This window comes from Pseudoxanthomonas sp. PXM03, from assembly GCF_014852005.1.
Classification (GTDB): Bacteria; Pseudomonadota; Gammaproteobacteria; order Xanthomonadales; family Xanthomonadaceae; genus Pseudoxanthomonas_A.
In genome coordinates, this window is the sequence record NZ_JACVAU010000002.1 from 478,728 (window position 1) to 495,834 (window position 17,107).

The 17,107-nt window shown below is 68.5% G+C and carries 14 protein-coding genes; 8 read left to right on the forward strand and 6 right to left on the reverse strand.

Features of this window, described 5'->3' with window-relative positions:
* Positions 1–25 precede the first annotated feature (25 nt).
* The 4 genes from IB223_RS11015 to IB223_RS11030 are packed head-to-tail and all read left to right on the forward strand — an operon-like array spanning position 26 to position 4,001.
* On the forward strand, positions 26–1,240 hold the full coding sequence (locus IB223_RS11015; protein ID WP_225591009.1) for an MFS transporter: 1,215 nt from the start codon (positions 26–28) through the stop codon (positions 1,238–1,240).
* A gap of 31 nt (positions 1,241–1,271) precedes the next feature.
* The gene (locus IB223_RS11020) at positions 1,272–2,336 is read left to right on the forward strand and encodes an aldo/keto reductase (RefSeq protein WP_192201727.1); all 1,065 of its coding nucleotides are present in this window, start codon (positions 1,272–1,274) and stop codon (positions 2,334–2,336) included.
* On the forward strand, positions 2,333–3,349 hold the full coding sequence (locus IB223_RS11025) for a zinc-binding alcohol dehydrogenase family protein (protein ID WP_192201730.1): 1,017 nt from the start codon (positions 2,333–2,335) through the stop codon (positions 3,347–3,349). Before IB223_RS11020 ends, IB223_RS11025 begins: the two co-directional genes overlap by 4 nt.
* Before the next feature lie 22 nt (positions 3,350–3,371).
* The gene (locus tag IB223_RS11030; protein ID WP_192201732.1) at positions 3,372–4,001 is read left to right on the forward strand and encodes a LysE family translocator; all 630 of its coding nucleotides are present in this window, start codon (positions 3,372–3,374) and stop codon (positions 3,999–4,001) included.
* A gap of 16 nt (positions 4,002–4,017) precedes the next feature.
* Here the strand turns inward: IB223_RS11030 and IB223_RS11035 are convergent, their stop codons facing one another.
* The 3 genes from IB223_RS11035 to IB223_RS11045 are packed head-to-tail and all read right to left on the reverse strand — an operon-like array spanning position 4,018 to position 8,841.
* Positions 4,018–6,825 carry an AAA family ATPase gene (locus tag IB223_RS11035; protein WP_192201734.1) on the reverse strand — a complete coding sequence of 936 codons (2,808 nt, stop codon included), beginning with the start codon at positions 6,823–6,825 and terminating at the stop codon, positions 4,018–4,020.
* Positions 6,818–7,525 carry a hypothetical protein gene (locus tag IB223_RS11040; RefSeq protein WP_192201736.1) on the reverse strand — a complete coding sequence of 236 codons (708 nt, stop codon included), beginning with the start codon at positions 7,523–7,525 and terminating at the stop codon, positions 6,818–6,820. The genes IB223_RS11035 and IB223_RS11040 overlap by 8 nt, the downstream gene beginning before the upstream one ends.
* Complete coding sequence (locus tag IB223_RS11045) at positions 7,522–8,841, reverse strand: hypothetical protein (RefSeq protein WP_192201738.1); 1,320 nt, start codon at positions 8,839–8,841, stop codon at positions 7,522–7,524. Before IB223_RS11045 ends, IB223_RS11040 begins: the two co-directional genes overlap by 4 nt.
* A 190-nt stretch (positions 8,842–9,031) precedes the next feature.
* Here IB223_RS11045 and IB223_RS11050 point away from each other — a divergent pair, with 190 nt between their 5' ends.
* From IB223_RS11050 to IB223_RS11060, 3 genes are all read left to right on the forward strand, one after another.
* The gene (locus IB223_RS11050) at positions 9,032–11,071 is read left to right on the forward strand and encodes an NADPH-dependent 2,4-dienoyl-CoA reductase (protein WP_192201740.1); all 2,040 of its coding nucleotides are present in this window, start codon (positions 9,032–9,034) and stop codon (positions 11,069–11,071) included.
* Between the two features lie 416 nt (positions 11,072–11,487).
* On the forward strand, positions 11,488–11,943 hold the full coding sequence (locus tag IB223_RS11055) for a cell wall hydrolase (protein ID WP_093296426.1): 456 nt from the start codon (positions 11,488–11,490) through the stop codon (positions 11,941–11,943).
* Positions 11,944–12,048: 105 nt separating this feature from the next.
* Positions 12,049–12,660, forward strand: a complete 612-nt coding sequence (locus tag IB223_RS11060) for a glutathione S-transferase N-terminal domain-containing protein (protein WP_192201742.1) — start codon at positions 12,049–12,051, stop codon at positions 12,658–12,660.
* A 16-nt stretch (positions 12,661–12,676) separates the two neighbouring features.
* On the opposite strand, the gene IB223_RS11065 is transcribed toward IB223_RS11060, so the two are convergent.
* The 3 genes from IB223_RS11065 to prpB form a co-directional block, all read right to left on the reverse strand.
* The gene (locus IB223_RS11065) at positions 12,677–13,174 is read right to left on the reverse strand and encodes a hypothetical protein (RefSeq protein ID WP_192201744.1); all 498 of its coding nucleotides are present in this window, start codon (positions 13,172–13,174) and stop codon (positions 12,677–12,679) included.
* A gap of 291 nt (positions 13,175–13,465) precedes the next feature.
* Complete coding sequence (gene prpC, locus IB223_RS11070; protein ID WP_192201746.1) at positions 13,466–14,611, reverse strand: 2-methylcitrate synthase; 1,146 nt, start codon at positions 14,609–14,611, stop codon at positions 13,466–13,468.
* Positions 14,612–14,768: 157 nt separating this feature from the next.
* Positions 14,769–15,653, reverse strand: coding sequence for a methylisocitrate lyase (gene prpB / locus IB223_RS11075; protein ID WP_192201748.1), 885 nt, complete (start codon positions 15,651–15,653; stop codon positions 14,769–14,771).
* Positions 15,654–15,800: 147 nt separating this feature from the next.
* On the opposite strand from prpB, the gene IB223_RS11080 reads away from it, so the two are divergent.
* Positions 15,801–17,027, forward strand: coding sequence for a citrate synthase family protein (locus IB223_RS11080; RefSeq protein WP_192201750.1), 1,227 nt, complete (start codon positions 15,801–15,803; stop codon positions 17,025–17,027).
* Positions 17,028–17,107: the final 80 nt, after the last annotated feature.

A 17,107-nucleotide genomic window follows, 5' to 3' on the forward strand; every position in this document is an offset into this window, starting at 1 on the left:
GCCCCGTTTCCTCACGAACGCCCCCATGCCTCCCGCCACCTCCCCCGCCGCCCGGATGCCTCTGGGTCTGTATGCGCTCACCGCCGGTGCCTTCGGCATCGGCACCACCGAGTTCGTCATCATGGGCCTGCTGATGCAGGTCGCCGCCGACCTCCACGTATCCATCGCCGCCGCCGGCCTGCTGATCTCCGGCTACGCGCTGGGCGTGTTCGTCGGTGCGCCCCTTCTGACCGCCGCGACCAGCCGGATGCCGCGCAAGGCAGTGCTGGTGGCACTGATGATCGTGTTTACGCTGGGCAACCTCGCCTGTGCGCTCGCACCGAGCTATGAGCTGCTGATGGCCGCGCGCGTGGTCACGTCGCTGGCGCATGGCACGTTCTTCGGCGTGGGCGCCGTGGTCGCCACCGGCATGGTCAGCGAAGACCGCAAGGCCTCCGCCATCTCCATCATGTTCACCGGCCTCACGGTCGCCACGCTGCTCGGCGTGCCGGCGGGTGCCTGGCTGGGCCTGCAGTTCGGCTGGCGTGCGACGTTCTGGGCGGTGACCGCGATCGGCGTGCTGGCGACGGTCATCATCGCGACGCTGGTGCCGGCCGATCGCAGCGCGCCGATGCCGCTGCCGTTCCGCGACGAACTGCGCGTGGTCGCACGCCCGCAGGTGTTATTGGGCCTGTTGATGACGGTGCTGGGCTTCGGCGGCATGTTCACCGTCTACACGTACATCCAGCCGCTGCTGACGCAGGTGACCGGCTTCACTGACGCTGCGGTATCGCCCATCCTGCTGGTTTTCGGCGTTGGCATGATCGTCGGCAATCTGCTCGGTGGCCGCTTCGCCGACCGCCGCCTGGCACCGGCCCTGCTGGGCACGCTGGCATTGCTGGCGTTGGTGATGGGCGCGATGACGCTTGCGCTGCGCAGCCCCTGGGCAATGATCGCGTTCACCGGGCTGCTCGGCGCTGCCGCCTTCGCTACCGTGTCACCGTTGCAACTCTGGGTGCTGCAGAAAGCGAGTGGCGCGCAGAGCCTGGCATCCAGCCTCAACATCGGCGCCTTCAACCTCGGCAATGCACTCGGCGCGTGGCTGGGTGGCGTAGTGATCTCGCAGGGCCTGGGTCTGTCGGCGCTGCCGTGGGTGGCTGCGCTGGTGCCGGCAGCCGCCTTCGCCGTTGCGTTGTGGGCGCTGGGGCTGGAACGCCGCAGCCAGCGTCTCGTACTCGTCAGCGATGCCGCCGGCACCTGACCCGCTCCTCCTCCCTCATCAGGACTCCTCCATGGAAACCCGTTTTCTCGGCCGTTCCGGCTTGAAGGTCTCGGCGCTGGGCTTCGGCGCCGGCACGTTCGGCGGCAAGGGGCCGCTGTTCGGCGCCTGGGGCAACACCGACACCGCGCAGGCGCGCCGCATGATCGACATCAGCCTGGACGCGGGCCTCACTTTCTTCGACACCGCCGATGTCTATTCGGACGGTGCGTCCGAATCGATCCTGGGCGCGGCCCTGAAAGGCCGGCGCGACCAGGTCATCCTGTCCAGCAAGACTGGCCTGCGCCTGGGCGAAGGCCCCAACGATGCCGGCGCGTCGCGCTTCCGCCTGCTGAAGGCGGTGGATGCGTCGCTGCAGCGGCTCGGCACCGACTATCTCGACCTGCTGCAACTGCACGCCTTCGACGCGCTGACGCCGGTCGAGGAAACGCTGTCCACGCTCGATGGCCTGGTCCGTGCGGGCAAGGTGCGGTACCTGGGTGTGTCCAATTACGCCGGCTGGCAATTGATGAAATCCCTGGGCATCGCCGAACGCTACGGCTACACGCGCTATGTCGCCAACCAGACCTACTACTCGCTGGTGGGCCGCGACTACGAATGGGAACTGATGCCGCTGGCCATCGACCAGGGAGTAGGCGCGGTGGTGTGGAGCCCGCTGGGTTGGGGCCGGCTGACCGGCAAGCTGCGACGCGGGCAACCGCTGCCTGCCACCAGCCGGTTGCACGACACCGCCGACATCGGGCCGCCGATGGAACAGGAGCGCCTGTTCCGCATCATCGATGCGCTGGACGTGGTCGCCGGGGAAACCGGCAAGTCGATCCCGCAGATCGCCATCAACTGGTTGTTGCAGCGTCCCACCGTGTCGACGGTGCTGATCGGCGCACGCACCGAGGAACAGCTGCGACAGAACCTGGGCGCCATCGGCTGGCAGCTGTCGTCCGACCAGATCGCGCGCCTGGATGCTGCCAGCGCCGTGGAGACGCCGTATCCCTACTATCCGTACTGGCGCGGGCATTTCTCCGAACGCAGTCCGTTGCCCGTCCAGGCCTTTCCCCCACATGCCGGAGCCGCACCATGAAAGCTGTCGCGCTTACCCGTTACCTGCCCATCGACGATCCGCAATCGCTTTCCGATGTGGAACTTCCCACGCCCTCGCCCGCCGGCCACGACCTGCTGGTGCGCGTGCAGGCCGTCTCCGTGAATCCGGTGGACACCAAGGTGCGCTCGCCGAAACCGCAGATCGAAGCCCAGCCGAAGGTGCTCGGCTACGACGCCGCCGGTGTGGTCGAAGCCGTCGGCGAGGCAGTGACGCGATTCAAGCCCGGCGATGCCGTCTACTATGCGGGCGACATCACCCGGCCCGGCAGCAACGCGCAGTTCCAGCTCGTCGACGAACGCATCGTGGGCCACAAGCCCGCGTCGCTGGACTTCGCACAGGCCGCCGCGCTGCCGCTGACCACGATCACCGCGTGGGAGCTGCTGTTCGACCGCATGTCTTACGCACTGGACGGCGGCGGTGCGGGCAAGTCGTTGCTGGTGATCGCCGGCGCTGGCGGCGTGGGGTCAATCGCGATCCAGTTGGCGAAGCTCGCCGGCTTCACCGTCATCGCCACCGCGTCGCGACAGGACACGATCGACTGGTGCAAGGCGCTGGGCGCCGACCACGTGATCACCCATCGCGAACCGCTCGGCCCGCAACTCAAGGCGCTGGGTGTGGACACCCTCGACGCCGCATTGAACCTGGCCGACACCGACCGCTACTGGAGCGAACTCGGCGAGCTGCTGGCGCCGCTGGGCCATGTCGGCCTGATCGTCGAACCGCGTGGCGAGCTGCGCATCGGTGATCCCTACAAGGCGAAGAGCATCGGTATCCATTGGGAAATGATGTTCGCGCGCCCGCGCTTCCGCACCGCCGACATGGGCGAACAAGGTGCATTGCTGGACCGCGTGGCGGACCTGATCGATGCCGGCGTTCTGCGCGGCACGCTGACGGAGACGCTTTCACCGATCAATGCCGCCAACCTGCGCGAAGCACACCGCCGGCTGGAGTCCGGCACGACCATCGGCAAGCTGGTGGTCGCAGGCTGGTGATGCCCATGCGGGGGCCGCAACGATGACGACGAACGCGTGGTGGTGGTTCTGCACGCTGTGCCTGGCCACGGCGTTCAGCCCCGGCCCTGCGGTGCTGTTGGCGGTGTCCAATACGGCGACGCAGGGCGCGCGGCGCGCGCTGCTTGGTTCGGCAGGCAATGCCACCGGCGTGTTCCTGGTCGCGCTGGCCGCACTGCTTGGGCTGGGCGCCCTGCTGCGCACCTCCGCAACGGGATTCGCGATACTGAAGATGGCGGGCGCCGCCTACCTGGTCTACCTGGGCATCCGCCAATGGCGCGCGCCATCCGTGCTGACGACCATGCCTGCTCCCGGCTCGGTGTCGCGCGACGCACGCCAGCTGTATGCGCAGGGACTGATGGTGGCGGTCACCAATCCGAAGAGCATCCTGTTCTTCACCGCGCTGTTGCCGCAGTTCATGCACCAGGCGACATCCCCCTGGCTGCAGGGGCTACTGCTGACCTCCACGTTCGCCGCCTGCACGGTGGCTTCGCACCTGTGTTACGTGCTTGCTGCAGGCCGCCTGCGGCGTTGGCTTGCGGGCCGATGGCGCCGATACTGGCGGCGCGCGACCGGCGCGCTGTTTGTCGGAATGGGCATCGCCCTGCTGCGGATGCGGCGACCAGCGCTGTAGGCGACGCGGGGCGGCGTCAGGCCGCCACGGCGTCCCCGCTGCGGTCGCGCTTCAGCACGGCGACCGGCTCCGCCCAGGTACTGGCGGCGCGCCGCTTGCTGGTGGCCAGCACCAGATCGGACGGTTCGAACACGTTGACGTTGTGTGTGATGGGAGTGGTCAGGATGTACTGCGCGTCGGTCGAGCGCAGGAAGCGACCGACCTTCTCGATGTTGGCCACGTCCAGATGCGCGAACGGTTCGTCGATGAAGACGAAACCGCCCGGCTGTTCCTCGTCGCGCAGCAGCGCCACCAGCAGCAGCAGTGATTTCATCACCTGCTGTCCGCCCGAGGCCTCGCCGTCGTCCAGGCCGATCCAGCCCTTGCGGTCGAAGTCGAAGCGCACGGTCAGGCCGGCCTGCGCCAATGCGGTGTCCTCGTTCACCAGTTCGGGCAGCTCGGCATCCACGCCGATGCCGGCCAGCTCGCCGAGTGCCGCCAGGTTGCGCTTGTAGCGACGCACCGTGGCGCGCAGCACATTGATGTAAGCGCCACGCGCCTCTTCCGTCAGTCGACGTGCGCGATGCAGGTGCGCTTCGCGCTTGCCGATGGCGGCTTCCAGCCCGGCATGGTCGGCGGCGAACTTGTCGCGCAGCGCAACGCACCCTTCATCCTCCACGTAGCCCCCGCGCGCGATGCGCTCTTCGATCCGCTCCAGTTCGCGACGGACCGAGCTGGCGCTCTCATACTCCTCGCGCGCCGCACGCAGCACCGACGCGCTGCGCCACGCGACCGGCATCTGGGCACGGCGACGACGGTAATCGAGAATCCGCTGGGCCAGTGCCATGCGCTCCTGGTCGATCTGCTGAGCGCGCTCACGCACCTCAGTCGCCAGCGCCTTGATCTCGCCGGCACGGCTGGCCGCCGCGATGCCCTCCACCTTGTCCTGTGTTTCCAGGGCGTCCAAGCGTGCACGCGCCTCGGCAAGCGAAGCGCCTGCCACGGCCGCTGCCTCCGCGAGCGCGGGCAGGCGCTCGACGGCATCGGCGAATTCCGCCGCACGCGTCACCAGTTCCTGCCCGGCATCCAGTCCCAGCAAGCGCGACTGCGCGGCGTCGAGCTGCTTGCGCAGCGTGGTCAGTGCGTCCTCACGCACCTGCGCACGGTCCTGCAGCATCGCGTGTTCCGCACGCAACGACGCGAGTTGTGCCTGCCGTGCACCGGCGCCGAAATGATGCGCGCCGCCGCCGACATGGCGAGCGCCGCGCTGCTCGCGCAGGTAGCCCTTGGCCGTGATCCAGTCCTGGCCCTTCGGCAGGCGATGGCCGGCCTCGACATCGGCAACGCGCTGGATGCGGTCGAGATGCCGGGGCAGCCATGCCGGCGGGTCGCCGGAGAACCGCACGACCTCCAGCAACGAGCCTTTCGTCGCCTTCTCCACCGGCGCGCGATCGGCGACGACGAAGTGGCGATACTGCATCTGTTCGCCAAGCCGCCAGGCCTCGCGGGCGTCCTTCGGGTGATCCAGCAGCACCAGGTGGCGGTAGGGTGCCAGCACGGCCTCCACCGCGACCGCCCAGTCCGCATCCACGACATCGACCATCTCGGTGAGCACGCGATGCGCGATGCCCTGGCGATCCAGTGCCGCGCGGAACTCGCGCTCGAAGGGTTCGACCACCCGGCCGCCGCCGCTGAGCGCGCCGACCTGGGCGGCGATCTCGCCATTGCGCTGGCGATCGCGTTCGGCTTCGAGCTTCAGTTCGGCCTGGCGACGGCGTCCATCTTCCAGTTCACGGCTCAATGCCTCCACGTCGGCACCGCCGCGCTCGGCCTGCAGCTTCGCCAGTTCGTCATGGCGTCGCACCAGAGACTCGGCATCGCGCGCATGGTCGCGCGCCTGGGTGAAGATCGCTTCCGCCTGCCTCAGCTGCGCGCGCGTCCCGATCAGCTCGGCAGCGGCACGGTCCCGTTGCAGCTGTGCGGCCACCTCCTGGGCGAGCAGGTCTGCGTGGGCGCGTTCGCGTTCGCGCAGCGCGCGGCGCAGGCCCGTCAGGCGTGGCCGTGCGCCTTCGATGGTGGCACGCAGGTCGGCCAGCTCCACCTTGGGCGCGATCTCGGTCTGCAGCCGGTTGCGCTGCGAACGCAGGGACAGGCCGTCTTCGAACGACCGCACGTCCGCGCGCGATGACTCCAGCCTGACATGCAGTTCCGCCAGTCCCTGCTGCAACTGGCCGATCTCCTTCTCCACGTCGAACTGTTCGTTGCGGGCACGCTGGTAGTCGTCCAGCACCGCCTTGTCCTCGAACACGTCGAAAACCAGTTGCAGCAGCTCGCGCGGCGACAGCTGGCAGAGCTTGTCGGTGGCGCCCTGCTCCAGGGTCAGCACGCGGCAGATGGCCCGACTCAGGCCGGCGCCCGCCAGCCGCACGCGATAGTCGCGCACGCCCAGCCAGTCGCCGCCCTGGTCCAGCGCTTCCACCGGCACGTCGCCCGCGACGATCTGGTAGTCGCGCGACCAGTCGCCGCCACGCTTGCGGATGCGGCAGGCGATGGTCACCTGCTCGTCCATGTGCGGGAAGAACGCGCGCTTGCCGCGCCGGTCGACCGGATTGCTCACCACCGCGCGCAACCAGGCATACGGCTTGCCGTTGTGGCGCAGGTAGGTCTTGTAGTCGCGCGCCATGTCTCGGTCGTCGATCGCGAGCAGCGTGCGCAGTGCGTCCAGCAGCGTGGTCTTGCCGGAGCCGTTCGGGCCGACGACGGTGATGATGGAGGCATCCAGCGGCAGCGTGTAGCGCTGCCAGTAGTCCCAGTGGACGACTTCCAGGCTGCGGAACTCAAACATCGGCCTGCTCCTCGTTCACTTCATCGACACTCTCGTCCGGCGCCACCTCGGGCGCACTCGCCTGCGAGGCACGCGCCTCCTCGATCACCTGCGCCAGCGCGCCCTCCATCACCCGGCTGGCAATGCGCTCGTAGTCGAAAGCCAGGTCGAGCAGCGGCCCTTCGTGGATGCGTTCGCGGCGGCGCACGATGAACCCATGCCGCTGCAGCGTGCCGAGGTTCATCTGCAAGCGGCCCTTGCCGCCGAGCCTGTCGGCGAAGTCGGCCAGCAGCGTGCGTTCGTTGAGCGGTTCGACCAGCTCCGCACCCACCGGCACCGGCTTGAGCTCGGCGAACATCTGCTCCTGCTCATGCTGGCGCTCGCCTTCCTGCCGCGCGATCTGGCGCTGGCGCTTGGGCAGCACCAGCAGCGCCCACAGCACGACCAGCAGCGCGACCGTGTCGCGCCCCAGCGAGAGGTTGCTGGCGGCCCAGGCGTCACCATGTCCGTAGACGTCGCCTTCCTGCGCACGCGCGACGCCGACGGCGACATGCGCCGCATAGGGATGCTCAAGCAGGCGCAGGCCGGCGGCGGCGAGGCGGCGATCAAGGTCGTCGCGCAGTTCGGCGTCGACCAGCACCTGGCGCACGGCGCGGTCCTCGCGCGGCAGCCAGCGCTCGGCCAGCAGCCGTGCGATCAGGGAAGCGATGGGGTCATTCATGCGGTGCGGGCTTTCTTGTTGCGGAGGGGCCCGGGCTGTGCCGGCACCTCGGGGATCTGCGGCAGCAGCCGGCCACGACTCATGTAAGCCACGCCGGCACGCTGGACGGGTTCGAACTCGGTACCTACGTGCCACTGCATCGGCAGCTGCGCCAGCGAAGCGGTGATGCCATGGCGGTTCTCCGCGCCGGCGTCGCCGATCAGGCCAAGCAGGGACAGGCGGTACGCGCTGAGCGCGAAGCCGTCCTGCGGCACCCAGTCCGACAACGGTGCCTCGGCGTCGAGGGCGGCCAACTGGTCAAGCCATTGCTCGGCGTGCCCGTACTCGTTCTGCGCTACCGGCACGTGGGTATCCACCGGCGCAGCCTGCGAGGGCGGCAGCGTCGCGTCATCCTGCGCGGCGCGTTCGCGCTCGACCAGTTCGTACTCAGCCACGTCCAGCGCGATCGGGCCCAGTGCGAACACCGGCTGGGGCACATGCATGAGCACGTCGTCGGCCAGTGTCGCCAGCGCCTGGGCATCCAGCGCACGCAGGTACCGGTTGACGTCGGACGACGACAGCCCGCTGGCCCCCAGATGCACGCGATGACGATCCAGCTGATTGAGCGCGCGCTGGAACACCGATGCCTGCCGCAGCAGCGCACTCTGCGCGCGGCCGATCTGCTGGGCGACGCGGTGGGTGGCGGTATCCAGTTCGCCGTCGGCGGCGATGTCGCGGATCAGTTCGGTGCCCTTCTCCACCCATTGCCAGACCGACTGCAGCGTGTCGGCGGCGCACTGGATGCGGTGTTCGGATCCGCTCAGCACCGCCTGGTCGAAGTCCTCGCGCAGTTCATTCAACCGGGACAACAGATGTTGCAGGTCGTCGGCACCCACCCGGCCCATGGCCTGGCCTGCGGCGAGTTGCGCGGTGACGTAGGCGAGCTCGTCGCCTTCGCGGTTGAACTGCAGCAGCAGGCCGATCGAGGCCAGTGCCTGGCGGCCGATCGGGCTGATGCGGTAGCGCTGGCTGGCCCCGTCCCACAACAGCAGGTCGTTCTCGCGCAGGCGTCCGAGCACGGTGTCGAACTTGACCGGATCCAGGTAGGCGAACTGGTCGCGCAATTCCTGCGGCGACCAGTCCGGCGCCTCGCCGCGCTCGCCGAGGGTGCGCAGGACCAGCAGGCGCACCATGACGCTCTCCTCGCCGCCATGGAACAGCGTGGAGAAAGCCCGCAACAGGTCGCGGGCACCGAGCAGGGGATGGAGGTCCGGCAGGTCCACGGCGGCGAAGCCGGCGCGCAGGTAATCGTGCAGGGGCGGTGTTGCGGCGTCCATGAGGGCCCGGGAACCTGGGGACCCTATGGTCCCCGAGCCTGCGGGACGGGACAACTCTTGCAAGCCGGCCGGCTCTGTGCCCTGCTTCGCGCCACGGATGCCGGTCGTGACCTGGCCCGCGCCGTCTTGCGCCGGGCGTCTTGTCGCGGCATCGTTACCTCTTCCATACGCAAGCGTATCCACCGCCCGCATGACCGCCATCGCCACCAACGTCCCCTCGCCCTACCCCCACCTGTTCACGCCGCTGGACCTGGGTTTCACCACGGTCCGCAACCGGGTGCTGATGGGGTCGATGCATACCGGCCTGGAAGACCGCGCCAGGGACTTCCCGCGCCTGGCGGCGTACTTCGCCGAGCGCGCGGCGGGCGGCGTGGGTCTGATCGTGACCGGAGGTTTCTCGCCCAACCTGGTGGGTTGGCTGAAACCTTTCGGCGGCAAGCTGTCGTGGCCTTGGGAGGCGCGCCCGCACAAGTTCGTCACTGCGGCGGTGCACGAACACGGCGCGAAGATCTGCGCCCAGCTGTTGCACGCCGGCCGCTACGGCTACCACCCGCTGACGGTGGCGCCGTCGAAGCTGAAGGCACCGATCAACCCCTTCACCCCGCGTGCGTTGTCGGCCCGCGGCATCGAGCGGCAGATTTCCGCCTACGCCAATGCGGCGAAGCTGGCGCGCGACGCCGGCTACGACGGCGTGGAGATCATGGGTTCGGAGGGGTACTTCATCAATGAATTCACCGCGCCGCGCACCAACAAGCGCAACGACGCCTGGGGCGGCACGCCGGAGAAGCGGATGCGCTTCGCGGTGGAGATCGTGCGCCGCGTGCGCGAGGCGGTGGGGCCGGACTTCATCCTGATCTATCGCCTGTCGCTGCTGGACCTGGTGGACGACGGCAACCAGTGGGACGAGATCGTCGTGCAGGCGAAGGCAGTGGAAGCCGCCGGCGCCACCATCATCAACTCGGGCATCGGCTGGCACGAGGCGCGCGTGCCGACCATCGTCACGTCTGTGCCGCGCGCGGCCTTCGTGGACGTGACCGCCAAGCTCAAGCCGCACGTGCGCGTGCCACTGGTGGCCACCAACCGCATCAACATGCCGGAGGTAGCAGAGGGCATCCTCGCCGCCGGCAAGGCCGACATGGTGTCGCTGGCACGCCCGCTGCTCGCCGATCCGCAGTGGGCGGCCAAGGCCCGCGCCGGCACGCCACAGGCCATCAACACCTGCATCGCCTGCAACCAGGCCTGCCTGGACCATGTCTTCGAAAACAAGATGGCCAGCTGCCTGGTCAATCCGCGCGCCTGCGCTGAAACCGAACTCAACTACACCAAGACCTTCGCGCCCAAGACCATCGCGGTGGTCGGCGCAGGCCCGGCCGGCCTGGCCTGCGCCACGGTCGCCGCCGAACGCGGCCATCGGGTGACCCTGTTCGATGCGGCGGGCGAGATCGGCGGGCAGTTCAACTACGCCAAGAAGATTCCCGGCAAGGAAGAGTTCCACGAAACGCTGCGCTACTTCCGCCACCGGCTGGAGGAAACGCGGGTGGACGTGAAGCTCTCCTCCCCCGTGACGGCGGCCGACCTGGCCGGCTTCGACGAGGTGGTACTGGCCACCGGCATCACCCCGCGCCAAGTCGCGCTTCCCGGTGCCGACCACGCCAAGGTGGTCAGCTACGTGGACGTGCTCTCCGGGCGGGTGAAGGTGGGCGCGCGCGCGGCGCTGATCGGCGCCGGGGGCATCGGCTTCGACGTGGCCGAATACCTGACCCACGAAGGCCCCTCGCCGTCGCTGGATCCTGCCCGCTGGATGGCCGAATGGGGCGTGGACCCGGCCTTCGAGACCCGCGGCAGCCTGGCCCGGCCCCATCCGGAACCGCCTGCGCGCGAGGTCTGGCTGCTGCAGCGCAGTCCGGGCAAGCCCGGTGCGCGCCTGGGCAAGACCAGTGGCTGGGTGCACCGGGCCACGCTGAAGGCCAAGCAGGTGAAGATGCTCGGCGGCGTGGAGTACCTGGGCGTGGACGACGCGGGACTGCGCATCAAGGTCGACGGTGCGGAGCACCTGCTGCCGGTGGACCATGTGGTCGTCTGCGCCGGCCAGGAACCGCGCCGCGAGCTGCAGGCGGACCTCCTCGCTGCGGGGCGGGCGCCCCACCTGATCGGCGGTGCCGACGTGGCCGCCGAGCTGGACGCCAAGCGCGCGATCGACCAGGGGAGCCGGCTGGCTGCCCGCCTTTAGCAACGCGCCGGCCGCTGGCCGGCGGAGCACCCACGACGGCACGACATCCCGCAGGCACCCACCTGCGCTGGGCAGCGGGTGATGAGGCTTGGCCGGGCGCATTTCCGCGCCGCTGGGGCCTCGCCGGTGCGACACGCCTCACATTTTCCAGCCAGACCGCCCCCCTTTCCGTCAAGCCGCCCCGTTCAGGCCGAGTTGGGTCTCCCCCGCCTACCTTGCGCCCACTTTCCGGCCCGCCGCCCAGTCTCAGGCGGGTTGAGCCCGGCGCTCGGACCTCTCTGGTCCGGCCTTGCCGGTCCCCGGGCAGCCCGTGTGAAGGCTGCCTCCCCATGACGCCCTAGCCGCTGTCCCACAGATGTCCTTCCCTGCGTAACGGGAGAGGCAGGGGCGCGGGAAAGACGGAGCAAGGAGTTCCCATGAAACTGGCCTGGATCCTATGGCTGTCGCAGATGTTGCCGCAGCCGGCCGCCGATTCGCTTTGCCTCAGCACCACCGTGTACCTGGAAGCCCGCGACCAGACCCTCCGCGGGCAGCAAGCCGTCGCCGAAGTCGCCCTGCGACGCCGCGACAGTGGCCTGTGGGGTGACTCGGTCTGCTCCGTGGTCACCGCCCGCAAGCAGTTCGCCCCGACCATCGTGGGCCCGAACACCCGCCTGAAGAACCCGGACGCCTGGGCCAAGTCGGTCAGCGTGGCCCTGAACGCCGAGCGCAACTGGGCCCTGCCGCCCGGGCAGCGCAAGGAGATCGTGCCGGGCGCCAGCCACTTCATGGCGCACCAGATCGCCAGCCCGAGCTGGCGCAACGCGTACCACGTGGCGACGATCGGTGATCACACGTTCCTGCGCGTGCAGAAGCTCAAGCCGCGCTCCTGAGACGGCAAGCAATGGGGTGCGACGATCCGTTGCGCCACGCATCACGCAGAAAGCATTGAAGGCCCGCGATAATCGCGGGCCTTTCTTTTTCCACTGGGACAATGCATGAAGCTCTACACCAAGCCGGGCGCCTGCTCGACCGCCGACCACATCGCGCTGCAGTGGACGGGCCAGCCATTCGAGGTGCAAGTGATGACGGCCAACGAGATGAAGGAACCGGCCTACCTGGCGATCAATCCCACCGGCGCCGTGCCGGCGATCGTCGATGGCGACTTCGTGCTGACCCAGAACGCCGCGATCATGGGGTACATCGCCGACACCTATCCGCAGGCACACCTCGCCGGCGATGGCTCGCCGCAGCAGCGTGCGCAGGCGGCGCGCTGGCTCTCGTTCGTCAACTCCGATCTGCATCCGGCCTTCCATCCGCTATTCGGGCCTGCGCGCTTCATCGGCGAGGAGGCACGATTCGACGAGATAAAGGACGCGGCACGCAAGCGCCTGCGGGGCTTGTTCGAAAGCGCGGAGAAACAGCTGGAAGGACGCGACTGGCTGGCCGGCTTCCGCAGCTTCGCCGATCCCTACTTCTACATCACGCTGCGGTGGGCCGCACGCACCGGCGTGGACCTCTCGGGGCTGCCGAATATCGCGGCATTCAAGCAACGGATGGATGCCGATGCCGGCGTGCAGGCCGCCTTGAAGGCCGAAGGCCTGGCGTGATTTCGACGCGCGCGCGTCAGGCCATCGATGCGCGCACATCCTCCAGCCAGCGCGTGGCGAAGGTATGGTCGCGTGCCTTCGTCAGCGCCGTGGCCACATCGGGCAGCAGTGCGGCCAGTTCGTCCGCGTCGGCGCAGCGCTCGACCTTCAGCTGCAGGAAGTAGCCCTTCAGCCCGATGTGCGAACGGATGTCTTCGGTGATCCGCGCGTAAAGCAGGTTGTAGCGCTCGGCGGATGTCATCGTCGTTGCCTGCACCCCATCACCCGCCTTCGGCGCGGCAACGGCGGCAAGCAGCGATGCCGCACCCGAGCGCCGCTCGATCAATCCGTCGGCTGCCAACTGCTGCAGCGCGTCGTCGGGCGCATGCAGCCCGCTCATCATCGCGCGCAGTTCTTCGTCGTTGCGCTGGCCATCCACCAGCAACAGGATGGAACGCAATCCCGCCGGCATCTTGCGCGTGCGCTGCTGGATCTCGTTGCGTCCGGCTTCGGTCTTGCACCACATGGTCTGCATGGCGTCCCCCAGCGTCGTGCGGCGGGCCCCTCCCGCTCGCTGCGACGCACCCCTTGCGACCGCAAGTAGTAACCCGGCCGGCCTGTTCCCGGCTGCCACACGGGTCACACAAACGACACGGGGCCGCCCGACCTGCGTCGAAACGGCCCCGCCCTGCGCGCCGGATTGCCTCAGCGCTGGTCGATCGGCACGAAGGCCAGGTCTTCCGGGCCCATGTAAAGACGCCCTCACCCTTTGCCCTCTCCCGCAAGCGGGAGAGGGGAAGTGGGTGCCATGCGGGTTCGGCTTCGATCAGCGCCGGTCCAGCGGAACGAATTCCAGATCCTCAGGCCCCGTGTAATTGGCGCTGGGGCGGATGATCTTGCCGTCGATGCGCTGCTCGATGACATGCGCGCTCCAGCCACTGGTGCGGGCGATGACGAACAGCGGGGTGAACATCGCCGTCGGCACGCCCATCATGTGGTAGCTCACCGCGCTGAACCAGTCCAGGTTCGGGAACATCTTCTTGATGTCCCACATCACCGACTCCAGGCGCTCGGCGATGTCGTACATCTTCATGTTCGACTGCTCGGCCGACAGGTCCTTCGCGACCTGCTTGATCACGCCGTTGCGCGGGTCGCCGACGGTGTAGACCGGGTGACCGAAGCCGATCACGACTTCCTTGCGCTCGACGCGCGCCTTGATGTCGGCTTCCGCCTCATCCGGTGACTCGTAACGCTTCTGTACTTCGAAGGCCACTTCGTTCGCGCCACCATGCTTCGGGCCGCGCAGCGCGCCGATGCCGCCGGCTATGCACGAATGCATGTCGCTGCCGGTGCCGGCGATGACGCGGCAGGTGAAGGTGGACGCGTTGAACTCATGCTCGGCGTACAGGATCAGCGAGGTGTGCATCGCACGCACCCAGCTGTCCTTCGGTTTCTCGCCGTGCAGCAGGTGCAGGAAGTGGCCACCGATGGAGTCGTCATCGGTCTCCACATCGATGGCGCGGCCGTTGTGGCTCCAGTGGTACCAGTACAGCAGCATCGAACCCAGCGAGGCCATCAGCTTGTCGGCGATGTCGCGCGCGCCCGGGTGATTGTGGTCGTCCTTCTCCGGCGACACGCAACCCAGCACGGACACGCCCGTGCGCATCACGTCCATCGGGTGCGCGGACGGCGGCAGCTCTTCCAGCGCGGCCTTCACTGCGGCCGGGATGCCGCGCAGCGACTTCAGCTTGGCCTTGTAGCCGGCCAGCTCCGCGCGGTTGGGCAGCTTGCCGTGCACCAGCAGGTAGGCGACTTCCTCGAACTCGCTGGTGGTGGCCAGGTCCAGGATGTCGTAACCCCGGTAGTGCAAGTCGTTGCCGGTGCGGCCGACGGTGCACAGCGCGGTGTTGCCGGCGGCGGTGCCGGACAGGGCGACGGATTTCTTGGGCTTGAAGGGAACGCTCTCTGACATCTTCCTACTCCTCATCTTGATTTGGAGCCCCTCTCCCATTGGGAGAGGGGTTGGGGTGAGGGTCCGGCGGAGTCCGTGAGGTCGGAGCCATCCGGATTTCGCCGAACCCTCATCCGGCGCTTCGCGCCACCTTCTCCCGGCGGGAGAAGGGCCGGGGCTACTTCTTTGCGGAGAACAGGGTATCGAGCTTCTGCTCGAAGGCGTGGTAACCGATGCGGTCGTACAGCTCCTCGCGCGTCTGCATGGTGTCGACCACGTTCTTCTGGTGACCGTCGCGGCGGATCGCCTCGTAGACGTTTTCCGCAGCCTTGTTCATCGCACGGAACGCCGACAGCGGATACAGCTGGATCGCGACGCCGACCGAAGCAAGTTCGTCGCGGGTGAACAGCGGCGTCTTGCCGAACTCGGTGATGTTGGCCAGCACCGGCACCTTCACCGCGTCGACGAAGCGCTGGTAGGTGGGCAGGTCGTAGGCGGCTTCGGCGAAGATGCCGTCGGCGCCGGCTTCGACGCAGGCGATGGCGCGCTCGATGGCGGCGTCCACGCCCTCGACCTGGATAGCGTCGGTGCGCGCGATCAGGAAGAAGTCCGGATCGGTCTTCGCATCGGCGGCGGCCTTCACGCGGTCGACCATCTCGCCGGCCGACACGATTTCCTTGCCCGGACGATGGCCGCAGCGCTTGGCGCCGACCTGGTCCTCGATGTGGCAGGCGGCCGCGCCGGCCTTGATCAGCGACTTCACCGTGCGCTCGATGTTGAACGCGCTGGGGCCGAAGCCGGTGTCGATGTCGACCATCAGCGGCAGGTCGCAGACATCGGTGATGCGGCGCACGTCGATCAACACGTCCTCCAGCGTGTTGATGCCCAGGTCGGGCAGGCCCAGCGAACCCGCGGCGACGCCGCCGCCGGACAGGTAGATGGCCTTGTAGCCGGCGCGCTTGGCCAGCAGGGCGTGGTTGGCGTTGATGGCGCCGATCACCTGCAACGGCGATTCGGTGGCCAGCGCGGCGCGGAACTTGGCGCCTGCGGTCGGGTGGCTCATGCGACGGGACTCCTCTCGATCAGCGTGCCTGCCCGGCGTGATCGCCGGACGCCAGAGGTGCGCGAATGGTACGCCCCTCTTCGGGCCGCAAATCTGGCACCATCCGCCAGGTTGATCAATCTTGATCGAACGAATCAATATTTCCGCATGGCCGCCGCCACCGATCTGCTGTCCGCCCGCGATACCTGCCGCCTGCTCGGCATCAGCCGCGCCACGCTGTACGCCTACGTCAGCCGCGGCCTGCTGGAATCCCGCCCCGGCAAGGACCACCGCAGTCGCCTGTACCTGCGCCAGGATGTGGAACGGCTGGCCCAGCGCAAGCAGGTGGGGCGGGGCGCGGCCCGTGGCGCCGCCCAGAGCCTGGACCGTGGGCTGCCGGTGCTGGAGACGCGCATCTCGCTGATCCGACCCGATGGCCCCTACTATCGCGGCCGCTCGGCGATCGCGATGGTGCACGAAGGCGCCACGCTGGAAGACGTGGCCCGCCAACTGTGGGACAGCAGCGCGGAAGATCCTTTCGCGGCACGTTCGTTGACCCGATGGCCCGATGTGGTCGCGCCGCTCGCCGCCAACACCCTGCTGCCTCCGCTGGAGCGCGCGATGGCCGCCATCCCGTTACTCGCACTGGAGGTACGCCATTCCTTCAGTTCCGCACCGCTCGTGCGCCACGAGATCGCTGCGGGCCTGCTGCGCCACAACGCCGCGCTGCTTGTGGCGCAGCCGCCGTCGGACGTACCGGTGCACCGCGTACTGGCGCAAGCCTGGCATCCCGGCGATGACGGCTTCGCCGAACTCGTGCGCGCCGCACTGGTGGTCTGCGCGGACCACGAACTCAATGTCTCGGCATTCGCCGCGCGCGTGGTCGCATCCACCGGTGCGCACCTGCACGCGACGGTATGCAGCGGGCTGGCCGCCTTGTCCGGCCCGCGCCACGGTGGCGCCACGGCGCGCGCGTACGCGCTGATCAGCGATGCACATGAGGCCGTGTCCGCACGCGCATTCATCGCCGAACGCTGGCAGCGCGGCGACGACCTGCCCGGCTTCGGCCATGCCCTGTATCCGCAAGGCGATCCGCGTGGTGCCGAACTGCTGGCACGCGCACGCGAGCGGCACGCCGGCACGCGTGAAATGGCCGCACTGGAAAACCTCATCCTCGCCACCGAGGACGTCAGCGGCCTGCGCCCGAACATCGATTTCATGCTCGCCGCGCTTTGCCATCTCAACCGGTTGCCGGCCACGCCGGCCCTGGTGATGTTCGCCGCAGGACGCCTGGCGGGCTGGCTGGCACATGCACTGGAACAGCAGGCACAGGGGCGCCTGATCCGTCCGCGCGCACGCTATGCAGGCGTGACACCGCCAGCAACATCGCCGTGATGCGCCCGCCATGCATGCACGCCTGCGTTTGACATCACCCGCACATACGGGGACCCTCCCCTGGCCTGATTTCCTCCCGT